The organism is Acinetobacter sp. WA-87 (genome assembly GCF_039938935.1).
GTDB classification, from domain to species: Bacteria; Pseudomonadota; Gammaproteobacteria; order Pseudomonadales; family Moraxellaceae; genus Acinetobacter; species Acinetobacter seifertii.
Map to the genome: position 1 here is coordinate 67,618 of NZ_JBDUVF010000008.1, position 15,838 is coordinate 83,455.

Consider the following 15,838-nt stretch of genomic DNA (forward strand, 5'->3'; position numbering starts at 1 on the left):
AAGTTAAACAACATTTTGTAAAGTAAGGTTTTCTTGGCGTCGTACGTTTCGATTGAAGTGACGCTTTTTAATCATTTCGAACCATTCATCTTCATAAACCAGATCGAGATAACGATCACCTCGATCGGGTAAAAGCGTTAAGACGCATGAACCTTCAGGGATGGTTGGAATCAATTTTTTTATGGCTGAAATTGATGAGCCGCTCGAACCTCCTGCAAAGATTCCTTCGTGTTCAAGAAGTTCTCTACAACCAAGTGCCGACTCGTAGTCATCTACATAAATGACATCATCAATTTCATCGGGGGAGAGGAGAGCTGGGACAGTACTTGCTCCAATACCAGGAATTTCGCGTGGACCAGATGTACCACCGAACAGCACAGAGCCAACAATATCGACAGCGATGACTTTTAATTCTGGAAATCTTTCTTTAAGGCGACGAGACACGCCCATAATCGTGCCGGAGGTACTTGCCCCGATCACGAGGTAATCAATCTTGCGATCAATTTGATTTAAGATTTCTTCTGCTTCACCAAAATAGTGGCTTTTCCAGTTGTTTGGATTGGCGTATTGATTAATCCAAACCGCATTTGGTAGTTGCTGGCAGAGCCGTTTTACGGTGTCAATTCGGGTTTTTAAATAACCGCCGTTTTGGTCTTTTTCAGAGACCATTTCGATATTGGCTTTGTAAAGCTTCAGCATTTGTAGGTTTGCTGAGGCAATTTTCGGGTCAATAACGGCAGTAAATTTTAATCCATATATTTTGCAAGCCATTGCAAGGGCAATCGCTAAGTTCCCTGACGAACTTTCAACAATGTGACTATCTTTATGAATTACTCCAGATTTTAAGCCTTCCTTTAGCATGAATAATGCTGGACGGTCTTTAATACTTCCTCCTGGGTTTAACAATTCCATTTTCGCAATCACTGAGACTGATTGATGCGTGAATAGCCTTGATAGTTGTAATAGTGGCGTTTTACCTATGCATTCGAGAATATTTTCATGGATCATGGCAGATCTTCTCAGGTTTTTATGTGTTGTAAATGATAATTATTATTAATTAAATTATTATTACGATTTATTCCAAGATTGTTGCGGTTTGTAAAGAAAAAGTAGGATGAGTTATAGGAATTTTCACTAATTTTTTTGATCTAATTCTTTGAATAATAAAATCTATATTTTGTAAAAGGCTAAATAAATTAAGTTTTTAAATATAAGCAGATAGGCAGGAACTTACTATTTTATAAAAATTGATCACACTAACAAAAAGTAACCTTTTGGAAAAAATGACGGATATATTTTGTGAATAATGCTTTTTACATAAAAAAAGCCCCTATAAAGGGGCGCTGATTAAAACAAAAAATAGGTCAGCATTTAGCTTAGTGTTGAAGCCGTAGCAGAATGTTGTGTCATTTGTTCAAAGTATTGAACGGCAGGTGAGCGAGCCATATACGCTAAAGCTTGTTCGGTGTCACCTTCATGGATCGGATTAAATTTTGGAGACACCCATCTTAATGTCGCTTTCCATAAATATTTGATTGTTGGTAGGTTATCTGATTGAGTAGCAGTTTTTTCAAACTCACGAATAATATTAATGTAACCTCGACGCATCAATTTTTGAATATCTTGGTGTTCCAAATCTTGTCGTCCAAGACTACGGGCGAAATCGGCAAGAAAATAAATAAATAATGGGAAAACTGCCATCATGATGGCTTGCCTAGAAATATAAAAACCAAATTTATTTGTTAATAAATGCTCAAATAAGTCATAGGCAACACAGCGATGCTCGACTTCTTCTGCAAGATGCCAACGGAATAAATCTGCCATCGCAGGATCTGCCTTATCCCACGACTTACTATCGAGAGTCCATTGACCAATTGTTCCGGTAAAGTGCTCAATTGCAGCAATTACACCGACTCGGAATAGTAACCAATACTCCTCAACTTTCTCACCTTTTAAAAAAGGAATACCAAGAGGTTTGTCACCTAATAAAATATTAAAAACCAGATGAGCACGATTGAGAGAATCTTGAATGTCGTAGCCATGCTCCCTTAAAAAGTCTTGCGCTTTTTCATGGGCACGAGCATGAGCTGCTTCTTGACGTACAAAACCAACGACCTCTTGTTTTAATTTTTCGTCGTTAATGTAGGGTAGAGTTTTATTGAACACTCGGCAGAACCAAAACTCACCCGCAGGCAAAAGCATATTTATGCCATTAGCAACATGTGAACACAGAGGGTCATTTGGCATCCAACATACAGATGACTCTGAAAAGTCGAAATATACTTTTCTTGCTTTAAGTTGATGATTCCCTGTGAGCATAGATGTCACTCCATTCATAATTTTTGATTTAATGCGAATGGCTAATTTTTAGCATTAGGTAAATTTATTCACCATGTGCTTAAAGGACAAAAATCTGATTTAGATGGTCTACAAAGATAAAAGCGGCTTTGAGTTAAAAATTATTTAAGAACTTTCTAAAAATTTAAGCTTATTGCCTGTATGAATCATATTTCCATAAATTAATCTAATTTAGCGATTAAGTATTATAGACGTGTTGTATTTATGACGACATATGTAAACAAGTCTTAATCTATAGCACACGAACACTTTAAAATTATTGAAAATAAAGTTTTAAGGTGTAGAGGTTTGAATTTTTTTAATTATTATCGAGATCTTCAGGCTGAGTTAAGCAATTATCCTTGGCTAGAAATGATAGTTTCACTCACAATTTTAATTCTATTTGCTGCATTGGCAAACTTCATTGCTAAGCGAATTATTGTTCGGGGTATTCGTCATTTAGTGACTAAAATCAAGTCACTTAATCAATCTGTCTTTGCTCAACATAGTGTCATAAAGCGGTTTGCCAATATTGTTCCTGCTATTGTGATTATGAATGGTATTACCACCGTTCCACACTTATCTGAAAAAGCAATTGCTTTGGTACAGATGGGTGCGCAAGCATTTATTTTCCTGACTATTGCGCTCACGATCAGTGAATTATTAAATATATTTAATTTAATCTATCAACGTAATCCAAAATCTAGAAACAAGCCGATTAAGGGCTATTTGCAACTCGTTAAACTCATCTTGTTTGTAGTCTGTGGTTTAATGATTTTAGGTACATTCCTTAAAAAGGATGTATTTACCTTGCTTGCTGGTTTTGGTGCGATGGCAGCCGTATTAATGTTGGTTTTCCAAAATACGATTTTGTCATTGGTCGCGAGTGTACAAATTGCTTCTTATGACATGGTACGTATAGGGGACTGGATTGAAATGCCGTCGTTAAATGCCGATGGTGATGTGATTGATATTTCACTACATACTGTAACCGTACAAAACTTTGATAAAACCTATACCACTATTCCAACCAATAAACTTGTTACAGACACTTTTAAAAACTGGCGCGGTATGAGTAACGCTGGATGCCGTCGTATGAAGCGTTCGCTTTTCATTGACCAGAGTAGTGTGCACTTCATGACTGAAGAAGAGCAGCAAAAGCTAAAAGATTTTCTATTGTTAGATCAATACCTCAATGCTAAACAATCTGAGATTGATGAGTTCAATAAGCATTTAGGTAGTCAGTCTCGTTATAACAAAAGACGTTTAACCAATATCGGAACATTTAGAGCGTATGTTGAATTCTATTTGCGTCAGCACAAAGGAATCGCACAAAATCAAACTTTAATTGTTCGTCAATTACAACCGACGAGTGAAGGTCTACCACTAGAGATTTATGCCTTTACTAATACCACTGCATGGGTTTCTTATGAAGCAATTCAGTCCGACATTTTTGACCATCTCATCGCGATTTTGCCTGAGTTTGGTTTAAGAGTGTATCAGGCACCATCAGGCCATGATTTTCAAAAACTTACAGTAGAGTAAGTGGTATAAGAATGCTATCTTCTTTGAATTTTCAAGTAGATAGCATTTTTTTAATATTTTTATACATTAATTTATAAATATTTTTGGAAAATTATTATTAAATAGCGGTATAAATTGACTATATGAGTTATGCGCGTTTCATAACTTAGAAAAGACTGATTTTTAAGCAAACTCGATCAAAAATTTTTCAGGAGTGAGGCTTAAGTAACGAATTTGACACTTTAAACAAAGAAAATACTAAATGTTTAAGAATAACAAACAATAAAGTTGCTTTACTAAAATTTGTTAGGTGAGTTGGAGTGTTTGAATGGCTACAGCAATAGAGAACAGAGCTAGACAACTTAAAAACGCAAAACGTGGAGGATATGCGCCAACCATTGCCAAAGACGTAAACAAACACAAAGTACAAAAATTAAGGAGAGCTCTAGACGAAGCCCGGCGATATGTGAGTGAACTCAATGATGAAACGGTTATCTTCGATGATCAAGACGCAAGGCAAAAGGCTGAAGGAGCCAAAGCAATTATTGAAATGTTTGAAGCAGCGCTAAGTAGTGCATAAGCTGCATCAATCTAAAATATAAACCATAGAAGACCTTGCTGAATATAGGGTTAACTTTTATTCTTCGACTAAATCACCTCGTTATTCAGCAAGGCAGTAAATGAAAATAATTCAAATATTCCTATATTCTATTTTTAGCTAACATATCAGAAAAAACTTAGGTCAAATAATATTATTGATGAGCTTAATTTTTTTAGAAAATTATTACCAAATATAAAATTTTTCCGCATATAAATTGTGATGAATTTTGCATTTTAATTATTTGCTGTGGTGAGTTATGGGAACAGGTTTCATAACACTCTTATTGATTACACTTGCCATTTCAACACTTACATACTGAAATGATATATCCATCATACTTCCTTAAAAATCGGTCTAACAAAAAAGTTAGAATAAGAGGGAAGGAACCATGCCAAAATTTATAACAATTGCCGAAAAGATCTATAAAAGATTTGAAGAAGATAAATTATTTTCTGACAACCTGATTGAACAACTGAATAATTTAGTCAGCATTATTCGAAAAGAGATAAAGGGCACTCCCTGTAAACTGAAATATAATTTTATAGATTTTGAAGAGTGCTTAAGTAAACCTTTAAATGAATGCAGCATTAAAATCGACATGAGCTTAATGCCTAAATATAAAAATAAGGGTGAATATATTATGTGGTTAGCAAGCTTTATTGAAAAAATTACGATAGGTGGGCAGCCAAAACTTCCACCACTTTCAAGTATTATGGCCGCAGACTTTGATGTAAAAAAAGAAGCCCAGAGGGTACTGGAAAATAAAAAAGCAGTATCCGAAGAAAACGTCAGAATGATCGAAAATTATTTTAATTCTGAAGAGTATAAGAAAAATAATAAAAAAATAAATCTAGTCTAAAGTCCTATAAAAGTGTGTATCCACCGCACTTTTATAATCGCTGGAAAATTTCAGCAACCGCCTTCTGGGGCGGTTTTCTTTATATAACTTATTTACTTTATTTGATCATGATTGTCTTATAATATGCACTTTTTAATTATGATAAGTGAATATTATATATTATGAAATCAAGAGTTTTTATCTTGGGCTTACTTATTTGTACTAATAGTATGGCTGCTTCACACACAAGTTTTGAAGAGGAATATCATAGTCATTTAGAAAAATTCTATACAGCTCAAGCACAAAGAGATACTTTTATAAAAAAGAATGCGAACAAAAATTTAACTAGTGCACAAAGAAAAAAGCTAGATTCAATAGAATGTACTTATATGCAATCTGAACTACAATATAATGAATTTCTTATTGCTAGATTTAAGGAGTATAAAACCTTCATGAAGAAATCTGGTCGAGAACTAGCAAATGATAAAGAATTAATTAAAATGGATATTGATTCTTTAAAAGAAGAAATAAACAGTCCTCATGGAAAGTGTAAATAACAAAAAGCACCGATAACGGTGCTTTTTTGAAAATTTCTATCAATCCTAATTAGAGAAAACAGTTCACTTTTCAACATGATATACATACTTAAACAATTACATCATAAAAAAATCCATAACTTATGTTCATAGCATGTTAAGTTTTCCTACACATCTATAAAAATTATTGAAAGGCTTAAATATGAAATGTTCATATCAAGATTTGGATGGCAATAGAGTTCATGTTACTTGTGAAAGTTATATACATATACCTTTAGGTGTGGGTAAAAGTAAAATAGCAGTAGATAATAGCTCAGAGGACTTAATCCATATCAACGAAGATTTTAGTTTTTTTAAAAAAACGGAGGCAGATTCAGTTCCACTCTATCGATTCGCTATTGATAGTAAAAATAATGTTTTTAATAGTGATGAACTACCTGCTTTGGCACAAATTGGAACTGATTGGGAAATTTTAGATCAATAATTTTTTGATTTGATATATCAGTTGTTTAGCTGTTTTTTCAATATTTTGTAAAATTTATCAAATAGTAAATATTTAACTAAACTTAATAGAGGTATTATAGGCAACTCAGTTAAATATAGTCTAAATATTAATAGGCAGTTTTAGGCTAAATATCGAATATACAGAGAGAAAGAACATGAAGCGCCTTATTACTTTATTTCTATTGCCTTATGCAACGGGGACATTCGCTCAAGAGCCCTTCGAGGTCAGTAAAAGTTGTTTTGTCGTAAATGGTAAAAATACTACAGAGACTTGCTTACTCTCTTCTACAAATAACTCAACATCTAACTTTGAAAGATTAATTTTTCCTAACACTAAAGTATTTATTAAAGAATCAAATATTTGTTCAAACGAGGATCCATGTGTTTCTGTCGGAAGTAACTTATCTAATTTAAAAGATGCACACATTTATTATCGTAATTTAAAGACAAAAAAAATTGTTGATAAACCTGAAAAAGATGCATGGACATGCTTTAAACAACCTCACGATAAGCTAGATTTTTGTGTTTCTTACGATTAGAACAGAACGAATTGCATTACTCGGATTAGTGAAAAGTTATAATTAGTGGCTTTATACAATTTCTAAAATAGTGTCTTACTTTGGCTACAGTGCATTGTTTCAGTTTACATTTCTATGTAGATAAAACAAAAAAGTCTATAAACCTATGCTGATCGTAATATTGATAGCCAGTATTTATTAGCTAATCAATGGAAATTGTATGAGGTAAAATATGACTAAAATAATAGCTACTCTAAGCTTAGTAGCAATCGTATCAATCTCTGTTATAGGTTGCCAAGGCGAGAATGATACGAAGCAGCAAGATAAAACTACAACGCCACATTCGCTAGATAAAGATTCATAAAAACAAAAGCCCATCCTGAGATGGGCTTTTTTAGTGATCATTTCATTTAGAAAAAAGTGGATTAGTCACAAAGATTAGGCCGACAGAGAAAAATGAGTCATCTTTGGTTTTATTTAAACGGTTACCATAACTTGCATTGAACTGGACATTATCTTTGTACAACATATATTTAATGCCGGTTTGATAAAATGAATCGTCTCGATCATTTCCATAAACTTCGGCAGTAAATGTTAATGGTTTCGTAATGAATGTTTCTGTACCTACACCCCAAGTAGTTTGTTCGCGGTGAGTGGTATGTTCTTTAAGCCAACCCACATTTGTATGTACCAAGAAATGGTCATCTAACATAGAAATACTTAAGGGAACATTCACAGTCCAATCTTTTTCAGAAGTATGGTTGTTACTCATTTGAGTCGAAAATGAAAAACCAATTCCCCAGTTATTCGTCTCAAGTGGTTTTAAGAGTGTTTTCCCTTGTACAGTTGTATAAGTCGCATTACCTGTGTCGTCAGAAAAATGACGGCCCATGCCTATACCAAATTCAAAATTACCACCAATATTACAAGAAGGGATGACCCAATATTCCTTATCGTTAGGATTATTCTGCATCCATGAGTCAAGCTGACAGGTGTGGGCAGGAACTAAAGAAGCATCATCGACAACCATTGGTCGACCAGCATAAGTTGAAATAAAGGCTAAGCAAGTACTTACAAAGACAATAGATTTTTTTAAGTTCAGAAATAGCATTGATGACTCCAATACAACAAAGAGCACATGTAAGTATTTGCTAGTTTGTAAACAAAACTGATGAATAAGAATAAAATAAGATGGGGACTCTCTTAGATCCACAAGAGAGCCAGAGGGCTGTAGTGGATACTTAGATATGAGTCGATGATTTAATTCTATCAATCGAGCAAGTACTCACAGTGAAGCCCCTAGAAATTCGTTGGGCGGATTCTAAATTGGTTTTATTGGGCTGGCAAGTTAAAGTTTAGTGACATCTATTTTTTAAGGCTATAAGAAAATGATTTACAAACTCAAACGGTACACATCAAATTTATACATAAATTAAAACTTAATAAAAAGTATATTTCATATAATTATTCAAAATAATGTTGAGGATTAAAAATGAATAAAATCATTAAAACTATATTATTATCTGGTTTAATTTTATCTATACCATTATCAGTTCTTGCTAAGAATGTTGAAACAAAAGTAAGTTTTTTAAAAGGTTCACATCAAACGACATTAACTGGAAAGTTTCAAGGTTATGATGATGTTAGATATAGAGTATTTGCAAAAAGTGGGCAAGTTTTAAAATTCAATATTAATAGTTATAGTAATTTAGCTTATGTTAATATTTTTGCTCCAGGTAAAAAACCAGGCAAAGATCAAGCTTTGTTAGTGGGTTCGACATTAGGTTCTTCCGGAGAAATAGTATTGCCCGTCGATGGTGATTATATTATCCAAGTTTATCAAATGCGAAATAGTGCACGTAAAAATAGAACAGTGTCCTTTAATTTAGATTTGCAAATATTAGATAATAAAAATATAAAATGACAGAGATAATCTATACATAAGCTCTAAACTATCGAGCCTATGTATAGATTAAAAATAGAATCAGCTTAAATAAAGTTTTTCTACAATTCCGCATTTATCAACAAAATTTGAATCATGAGAAACAAGTAATACAGCACCTTCATAGCTTGAAATTGCTTTTGCGAAAAGTTCTCTTGATTCGATGTCTAAATGATTTTCTGGTTCATCGAGCAATAAAAGTTCAGGCATAGTCTCTGCATGACTCAAACCTAATAAAGCTACTTTTAGTTTTTCGCCGCCGCTCAGTTGAGTTAAAGGATGGGTACCTTTATCACCACGGAGCCTGAGTTGACCTAGTAAATTTCTCCACTCCAATTCGGAAATATTCGAATTAATATTCCTTAGGTTTTCAACTGCTGATAGATGATCTAACAAAAAGCTAAAGTTCTGATCAAGATAAAAACAATTTACAAATAGGCTAATTTCGTCGGTAGGCAATAAACTACTTTGAACAATCTGTTTCAACAAAGTTGATTTACCAATACCATTGCGACCAACTAAGTGAAGTTTTTGAGAAGCTTTGAGTGCAAAATTAATTGGCTGTTGTGTGCCATAGTTGAGTTTTAGATTATGAACCCTGAGAATTTCTCCTGACCTTTTTTGCAAAGAAGGGAAGACAAACTGCTGAGGCTTAACGGTTTCCAGAAGTACTTTCTTATTCTTTAAGTCTTGCTGGCTTTGATCAATTTGACGCTGATGTTGAGAATGTATTGCTCCTAAGCTTTGCCCAGCCTGTTCTTTTTTAAAGTCGAGTAAAATTTTGGCTTGTGAATTTGAATCACGAAGTTTATTACCAGCACGTTCACGTTTTTGTGCTTTCATTAAGACATCATGTTGCTTCTGCTTCATGTGTTTAACTTCACGTTGATGTTGATGCACCGATTGCTCTAAAGACTCAATTTGATCTTGATATTGCTCATAAAAATAATCATAGTTTCCAGTAGTGTGATGTAAACCATGTTCATTTAAATAGTAAATATGGTCTACTTCATTGAGTAAAGTCAGATCGTGGCTAATAATAAGAGCACCTGCCGGATGATTTTTTAGGTGAGCAATCAACCATTGTCTAGCATCTTGATCGAGATGGTTACTTGGTTCATCAAGCAATAGATAGTGGTCGGTTTTTAAAAATAATGCTGCTAACGCTAACTTGGTTTTTTGTCCTTCACTTAATTGATGAACTGGAAACTTTAAATCGGTTGGGAGTTGTGCCGATCGCAATAATGTCTCCCAAACTGAAGGAAGATCCCATTTGCCCTCTAATAAATCATAATCATCATATTCAGCTTCGCCTTGTTCTACTCTTTGCAAAGCTTTATAGAGATGATCGATCTCTAAAGCTTCTGCAATGGTGGATGAAGAAAGACGAATTAATTGAGATAAATATGCATGCTTCGTTTGCCAAGTAATTTGACCACTGATGTGCATTTCCTCAGTTGGACAAATTTCTTGCAACAATTGCATAAGTAAGGATTTACCTTGACCATTACGACCAATTAAAGCGGATACTTGGCGATACTCTAGTGAGAAATTCAATTGTTTAAACATCACTTTCGAAGGAAATTCTAGAGTGAGTTGTGATATTACACATGCCTGCTGAGTCATTAAAACCTCATAAATACAGGATGTACAAAATAGGAAAGTTAAACTTTAAATAAAGACGTTAAGCCACTAAGAAATAGTCTATTTTGCACATCAAAAAAAGGAAAATTGATGAGAAAAAGGACTTACTTCATTGGCGTGACTCACAAAGAATAGGAAACGAGGTTGGTATTCTATAATGATTTTTAGTCTGTGTAAAATTTATGCAGTTTAAAAAGGAAAAGCCCAATCCATAGATATAGATTAGGCTTTCCCTTCACATCAAGAAATTATTCTTTTACGACCAAAACTTGAATTTTGGTGCTGTTAAGAACATCTTGCGCAAAACTACCTAAAATAAGTTTTTGGAAACCTTTACGGCCATGTGAACCAATAACAATTAAGTCTGATTTTAAGTCTTCTACAGCTTTTAAAATACCGTCAGATGAAATTTCACCCTGAATAATTTCTGTATCAATATCAACACCTTCTTCAGCACATAAAGCTTTTACTTTAGCCAGTGTTTTTTCAGCATTTGCACGAGCTTCAACAAAGTAATCTTTTACAACAGGGGAGATGTAATAAAAATCGACACCGCTAAATGGGTCTACTGCAACAAGACTAATTGCTGTAAGTTTACTACCAAAAGCCTTAGCAATATGGGCAGCTTGACGTGCTGCTGCCAAAGAAATCTCTGAACCATCTACAGGTACAATAATATGTTGATAATTCATAATGTTATTCCTCTTATTTACAAGTTGTTATATGTATGAAGCTTTTCTTACTTTAAGAGTAACACATTTGTTTAAAGGTACAAATCAATTCAATTAAGTCGCAATCAAATTAAATTAAGTTTAATTATTTCATTGTTTTATAAGGTTTTTAAACATAACTATTAAGATAGTAAAAATTAAACTGAAAACTTATTTTTTAGATGAACTTTACAATAATTTACTTTTTCATATTTTTGTCACACTGAACTCGTATAACCAAATAGTATATTGAGGGGGAGTGATCATATGGCAGATTTAACAGCAAAGAAAGTAAGTAAGCTTATTGAAGAATTTAAACAAACAGGTAAAGAGCCAGAAAAATTAGTAATCGGCTACAAAACTTATGCAAGGCTTATGGCTGATGATAAATTTGCAGAAAAAGTAGTCCCTTCGCTCGAGAATGCCAAAGATCGATTATATAAAAATCTAAAAATAAAACTCGTTACTGAAAAGCATTATTTTGAAGTTAAATAAGAAATATGATCTTTATCATGTTTTTTGGTGGTATTTAACATTCTGAAAAATTTAATAGCATATTAACTTTAAGCCTCTTTAAATTATGATTAGTTTAGGGCTTTTTTGTACTGCTTTATTATTTAAAAAAGAACGTAAAATCGATGTTTTTCTATTGGAAATAGTTAGCTGTTATATATGCCTAATCGAATGAAAATAATTAAGCTACTTTATTTAGAGTTTTGTATTTATAAAATACTTAAAAATGATCTATTTTATTTTAATGTGATGAGTGTAGGGTCTCGAAAAAATTTAGGACAATTCTTAATAAACTTAAAAAATTACTTCAAGTATTTAAAAATAAAAACGTTTCCTTTACGATGAAACTAAAATGAAGTTATGTGTTTGGTGTAAAGTAAAAACATAAGAAAAGTGAGGTGTATGCATGAGTTATAAATACGAATATGCAGGGTTCTGGCTAAGATTTGGGGCAATGATTATAGATAGCCTTATCATGTTTTTAGCAATTATACCTGCAGCATGGATTTTTTATCATGGCGATTATGATTTGATATTTTCTACTGGTTTGAGCAGTAAACCTCAAAATTATGGTTTTGATTTGATCGTGAATTATGCTTTTCCGTTTTTATACACCGTTTTATGTTGGATCTATCTTGCGGGTACCCCAGGAAAGCGTTTAATGCGTTTAAAGGTTCTCGATGAAAAAACAGGCAATAAGTTAACTTTGATGCAATCTATCATTCGTTATATTGGATATATTCCATCCATTTTAGTGTTTTGTATCGGTCTTTTTTGGGTGGCGTTTGATCCGAAAAAACAAGGATGGCATGACAAGATGGCGAAAACAGTAGTTGTAAGAGAGCTATAGAGTTTGATTAAAAATTTTGTTAATAAAAAATTACAAAAATAAACTTGTGTGCTAGAGACTAAAACATATACTTGCCGCGAGTTTATTTAATGGAGATCCTAAATGGGTAGTTGTTCGAGGTTCGAGTTTAATTATCAATTAAACCAAAGCCAATACTGAGCAAGATCACCTTTAGGAAGGGCTATCTTGCAATGAGATAGCTTTGTAAAAAATTAGATTAAACCTATACAAATTACTTTATTTGTAATCAAGTACTTCAAGCGCTTATCTGTTTAGTTTCTCGCTAGAAATGGGGAGAAGCCAATGTTTTTATATGCTTCCACACACAGCTATGCCTACCAAACTTCAATGTTGGTAAATAATTCGTCTCATACGATTCAAAGTATCCGAGCTATGTTCAAACCTGTGACTTTTCGTCAGCGTTGGTTTGGCTTTGGGCTAATTTTCTCTTCTTCATCGTAAGTCTACGATCTCCTATTCCTTTCTAAATTTTAAATTTTTATAGACTTTATTTCTCAATAAGGTCGAGAGCTTTGTACGCCTAAAAAATGGAGGATTTCGTGATGAAATTCTGGCAACGACTCTTCACAGCATTTTTACAAAGATTTCATTTGATGCGTTTTTTTGGTCGTAATCGATCTTTTAAAGAGCTACATCAATCGAGCTATGCTCAAGAAATTAGCAAAAACTTATCTATGCGTCTGCTCGATGCATCAAGAGCCCAAACAGGTGACTTATTAAAACAATTCGATACTCACTTCACAGGGCTTACAGAAGAGCAAGCACATACCCAGCAAATGGCAGTGGGGCTTAATGAGATTACTCATGAGAAACCATTAACTTGGTGGCAACATCTTTGGTATTGCTACCGCAATCCGTTCAATATTTTGCTTAGCCTTTTGGCACTAATTGCTTTTTTTACCGATGATTTAACTGGCTCAACCATCATTAGTGTGATGGTTATTCTCTCGACGTTACTTCGTTATTGGCAAGAAGCAAAATCAAATCAAGCTGCGGATGCTTTAAAGGCAATGGTGAGCAATACTGCTACGGTACTTCGTCATCAAGTCAGTGCAGAAGATTTAGCGCTTATGCATGAGCGCTATGGTATTGATGTTAAGAATCAAACCAACCATCAATTTGAAATGCCAATTCAATATTTGGTGCCAGGTGATGTGATTTTACTATCGGCGGGAGATATGATTCCTGCTGATTGCAGAATTTTAAATGCTAAAGATTTGTTTGTTTCTCAAGCTGCAATGACTGGTGAATCGATGCCTGTCGAGAAATTTCCTTTACAGAAAAATCCCGAAGAAACGAGTGCTTTAGAACTAGATAATATTGTATTTATGGGAACCAATATTGTTTCTGGTTCGGCTCAAGCAGTTGTTTTAAGTACCGGTATTCAAACATATTTTGGTGCACTCGCTCACCGAGTTACGGCTACTGATCGAAGCAACACAGCATTTCAAATGGGTGTCAACAAAGTCAGTTGGTTACTCATTCGCTTTATGTTGGTGATGGCACCTGTTGTACTGTTCATTAATGGCTTTACCAAAGGTGATTGGACTGAGGCATTTTTATTCGCACTATCAGTTGCTGTTGGTCTTACTCCAGAAATGCTACCGATGATTGTCACTTCAACTTTAGCAAAGGGCGCAGTTTTCTTATCTAAAAAGAAAGTAATTGTTAAACGTCTAGATGCAATCCAAAACTTTGGTGCGATGGATGTTTTATGTACCGATAAAACTGGAACGCTCACTCAAGACAAAATCTTTTTATCTCAACATATTGATGTTAATGGTGAAAAGTCAGATTTCGTACTCATGCAGGCATTTTTAAACAGTTACTATCAAACTGGTTTGAAAAATTTGCTTGATGTGGCTGTGTTAGAAGCTGTTGATGATCAGATCAAAACGCAAAAGTTACGTTATAAGAAGTTAGATGAAGTTCCTTTTGATTTTGATCGCCGCCGTATGTCAGTCGTGGTACAAACGCCTCAAGAAAAAGTGCGTATGATTACTAAAGGCGCGGTTGAGGAAATGTTAAAAGTTTGCCGTTATGTTGAAGTAAATGGCAAAGTAGAACCTTTAACAAAACAACGTGAAGTGGCAATTGAAGCATTAACTCAACGTTATAACCGTGATGGATTACGTGTTGTTGCTGTAGCGTACCGTGAGTTTGATAACAATCAGGAAAATTATTCAGTTGTTGATGAAAGTGATCTCATTTTAATTGGTTATGTCGCATTCCTTGATCCACCTAAAGAGTCTGCTCGAGAAGCAGTACAAAGTTTGCATGCTCATGGTGTAACTGTAAAAGTACTTACTGGTGATAATGAGTTTGTCACTCAAAAAGTATGTCGTGAAATTGGTCTGAACTATGATCAGGTTCTGTTAGGTGGTGTAGTTGAAACCTTAACTGATGAGCAGCTCAAAAGAGCAGTGGAGCAATACCATATTTTTGCGAAGCTTAGTCCAGTACATAAAGAGCGTATTGTTGATCAGTTAAAAGCAAATGGTCATGTGGTTGGCTTCTTGGGAGACGGTATTAATGATGCTGCTGCAATACGTGCTGCCGATATTGGTATTTCTGTAGATACTGCTGTAGACATTGCTAAAGAATCAGCAGATTTAATTTTGCTCGAAAAAAGCTTAATGGTACTTGAAAAGGGTGTAATTGAGGGTCGTCGAACTTTTGCCAATATGTTGAAATACATCAAAATGACGGCGAGTTCAAATTTCGGTAACGTTTTTTCGGTATTAATTGCGAGTGCTTTTATTCCATTTTTACCAATGCTGCCTATTCATTTACTCATTCAAAACTTACTTTATGATGTATCACAAATCGTGATTCCTTTTGATAATGTTGATGAAGAATTAATAGCAAAACCACAGCGTTGGCAGCCTGAAGAAGTTGGTCGTTTTATGGTGGTATTTGGACCAATTAGCTCAATCTTTGACATTATCACTTTTTGTTTGATGTGGTTTGTGTTTTCCGCAAATACGCCCGAACATCAGACTTTATTCCAGTCTGGTTGGTTCGTTGTAGGTTTACTCACCCAAACATTGATTGTTCATATGATCCGTACGGCTAAGATTCCATTTATTCAGAGTCGTGCTGCAACCCCATTGTTAGTCATGACAGTGGTGATTATGTGTATTGGTATTTTCTTACCAATGGGGCCTTTAGCAAGTTATTTAAAACTACAAGCTCTACCATTAAGTTATTTCTTATATTTGCCATTCATTTTGATTGCTTATATGTGTATTACTCAATGGGTAAAAAAAATCTACATCCGCCGTTACGGTTGGCAATAAA

16 protein-coding genes are annotated in these 15,838 nt (G+C 34.1%); 11 read left to right on the forward strand and 5 right to left on the reverse strand.

The annotated features are described in order from the left end of the window. Nucleotides 1-3: 3 nt before the first annotated feature. Both sbnA and ABFY81_RS17650 read right to left on the reverse strand, forming a co-directional pair. Nucleotides 4-1,008: a 2,3-diaminopropionate biosynthesis protein SbnA gene (gene sbnA / locus ABFY81_RS17645; protein ID WP_068935434.1), complete on the reverse strand. Its 1,005-nt coding sequence runs from the start codon at nucleotides 1,006-1,008 to the stop codon at nucleotides 4-6. A gap of 363 nt (nucleotides 1,009-1,371) precedes the next feature. Further along, nucleotides 1,372-2,319 (reverse strand): metal-dependent hydrolase, encoded by a 948-nt coding sequence (locus tag ABFY81_RS17650; protein ID WP_347914297.1) that lies wholly within the window; start codon nucleotides 2,317-2,319, stop codon nucleotides 1,372-1,374. Nucleotides 2,320-2,646: 327 nt separating this feature from the next. Here ABFY81_RS17650 and ABFY81_RS17655 point away from each other — a divergent pair, with 327 nt between their 5' ends. The 7 genes from ABFY81_RS17655 (at nucleotide 2,647) to ABFY81_RS17685 (ending at nucleotide 7,222) form a co-directional block, all read left to right on the forward strand. Next, nucleotides 2,647-3,882, forward strand: a complete 1,236-nt coding sequence (locus ABFY81_RS17655; RefSeq protein WP_004701012.1) for a mechanosensitive ion channel domain-containing protein — start codon at nucleotides 2,647-2,649, stop codon at nucleotides 3,880-3,882. Between the two features lie 307 nt (nucleotides 3,883-4,189). Further along, nucleotides 4,190-4,441 (forward strand): hypothetical protein, encoded by a 252-nt coding sequence (locus tag ABFY81_RS17660; protein ID WP_016804989.1) that lies wholly within the window; start codon nucleotides 4,190-4,192, stop codon nucleotides 4,439-4,441. Between the two features lie 409 nt (nucleotides 4,442-4,850). Beyond that, the gene (locus ABFY81_RS17665) at nucleotides 4,851-5,321 is read left to right on the forward strand and encodes a hypothetical protein (RefSeq protein WP_019458662.1); all 471 of its coding nucleotides are present in this window, start codon (nucleotides 4,851-4,853) and stop codon (nucleotides 5,319-5,321) included. A 161-nt stretch (nucleotides 5,322-5,482) separates the two neighbouring features. Beyond that, on the forward strand, nucleotides 5,483-5,857 hold the full coding sequence (locus ABFY81_RS17670; RefSeq protein ID WP_077163398.1) for a hypothetical protein: 375 nt from the start codon (nucleotides 5,483-5,485) through the stop codon (nucleotides 5,855-5,857). Between the two features lie 181 nt (nucleotides 5,858-6,038). Beyond that, complete coding sequence (locus ABFY81_RS17675; protein WP_019458664.1) at nucleotides 6,039-6,320, forward strand: hypothetical protein; 282 nt, start codon at nucleotides 6,039-6,041, stop codon at nucleotides 6,318-6,320. Nucleotides 6,321-6,495: 175 nt separating this feature from the next. After that, nucleotides 6,496-6,879 (forward strand): hypothetical protein, encoded by a 384-nt coding sequence (locus ABFY81_RS17680; protein WP_068935445.1) that lies wholly within the window; start codon nucleotides 6,496-6,498, stop codon nucleotides 6,877-6,879. Between the two features lie 211 nt (nucleotides 6,880-7,090). Further along, on the forward strand, nucleotides 7,091-7,222 hold the full coding sequence (locus ABFY81_RS17685; protein ID WP_019458666.1) for a hypothetical protein: 132 nt from the start codon (nucleotides 7,091-7,093) through the stop codon (nucleotides 7,220-7,222). Between the two features lie 42 nt (nucleotides 7,223-7,264). Here the strand turns inward: ABFY81_RS17685 and ABFY81_RS17690 are convergent, their stop codons facing one another. Further along, the gene (locus tag ABFY81_RS17690) at nucleotides 7,265-7,969 is read right to left on the reverse strand and encodes a hypothetical protein (RefSeq protein ID WP_134262968.1); all 705 of its coding nucleotides are present in this window, start codon (nucleotides 7,967-7,969) and stop codon (nucleotides 7,265-7,267) included. A gap of 381 nt (nucleotides 7,970-8,350) precedes the next feature. Here ABFY81_RS17690 and ABFY81_RS17695 point away from each other — a divergent pair, with 381 nt between their 5' ends. Next, nucleotides 8,351-8,782, forward strand: a complete 432-nt coding sequence (locus ABFY81_RS17695) for a DNA breaking-rejoining protein (protein WP_068935447.1) — start codon at nucleotides 8,351-8,353, stop codon at nucleotides 8,780-8,782. A gap of 60 nt (nucleotides 8,783-8,842) precedes the next feature. Here the strand turns inward: ABFY81_RS17695 and ABFY81_RS17700 are convergent, their stop codons facing one another. After that, nucleotides 8,843-10,426, reverse strand: coding sequence for an ATP-binding cassette domain-containing protein (locus ABFY81_RS17700; protein WP_347914298.1), 1,584 nt, complete (start codon nucleotides 10,424-10,426; stop codon nucleotides 8,843-8,845). Nucleotides 10,427-10,692: 266 nt separating this feature from the next. Beyond that, nucleotides 10,693-11,136 carry a universal stress protein gene (locus ABFY81_RS17705; protein ID WP_004701033.1) on the reverse strand — a complete coding sequence of 148 codons (444 nt, stop codon included), beginning with the start codon at nucleotides 11,134-11,136 and terminating at the stop codon, nucleotides 10,693-10,695. A gap of 285 nt (nucleotides 11,137-11,421) precedes the next feature. Between ABFY81_RS17705 and ABFY81_RS17710 the strand changes: the two genes are divergently transcribed. From ABFY81_RS17710 to mgtA, 3 genes are all read left to right on the forward strand, one after another. Further along, on the forward strand, nucleotides 11,422-11,649 hold the full coding sequence (locus ABFY81_RS17710; protein WP_004701036.1) for a hypothetical protein: 228 nt from the start codon (nucleotides 11,422-11,424) through the stop codon (nucleotides 11,647-11,649). Nucleotides 11,650-12,073: 424 nt separating this feature from the next. Beyond that, on the forward strand, nucleotides 12,074-12,517 hold the full coding sequence (locus ABFY81_RS17715) for an RDD family protein (RefSeq protein WP_004701040.1): 444 nt from the start codon (nucleotides 12,074-12,076) through the stop codon (nucleotides 12,515-12,517). Between the two features lie 563 nt (nucleotides 12,518-13,080). Further along, entirely contained in the window at nucleotides 13,081-15,837 is a 2,757-nt protein-coding gene (gene mgtA / locus ABFY81_RS17720) for a magnesium-translocating P-type ATPase (protein ID WP_039255279.1), read from the forward strand. The last annotated feature ends 1 nt before the right edge of the window (nucleotide 15,838 follow it).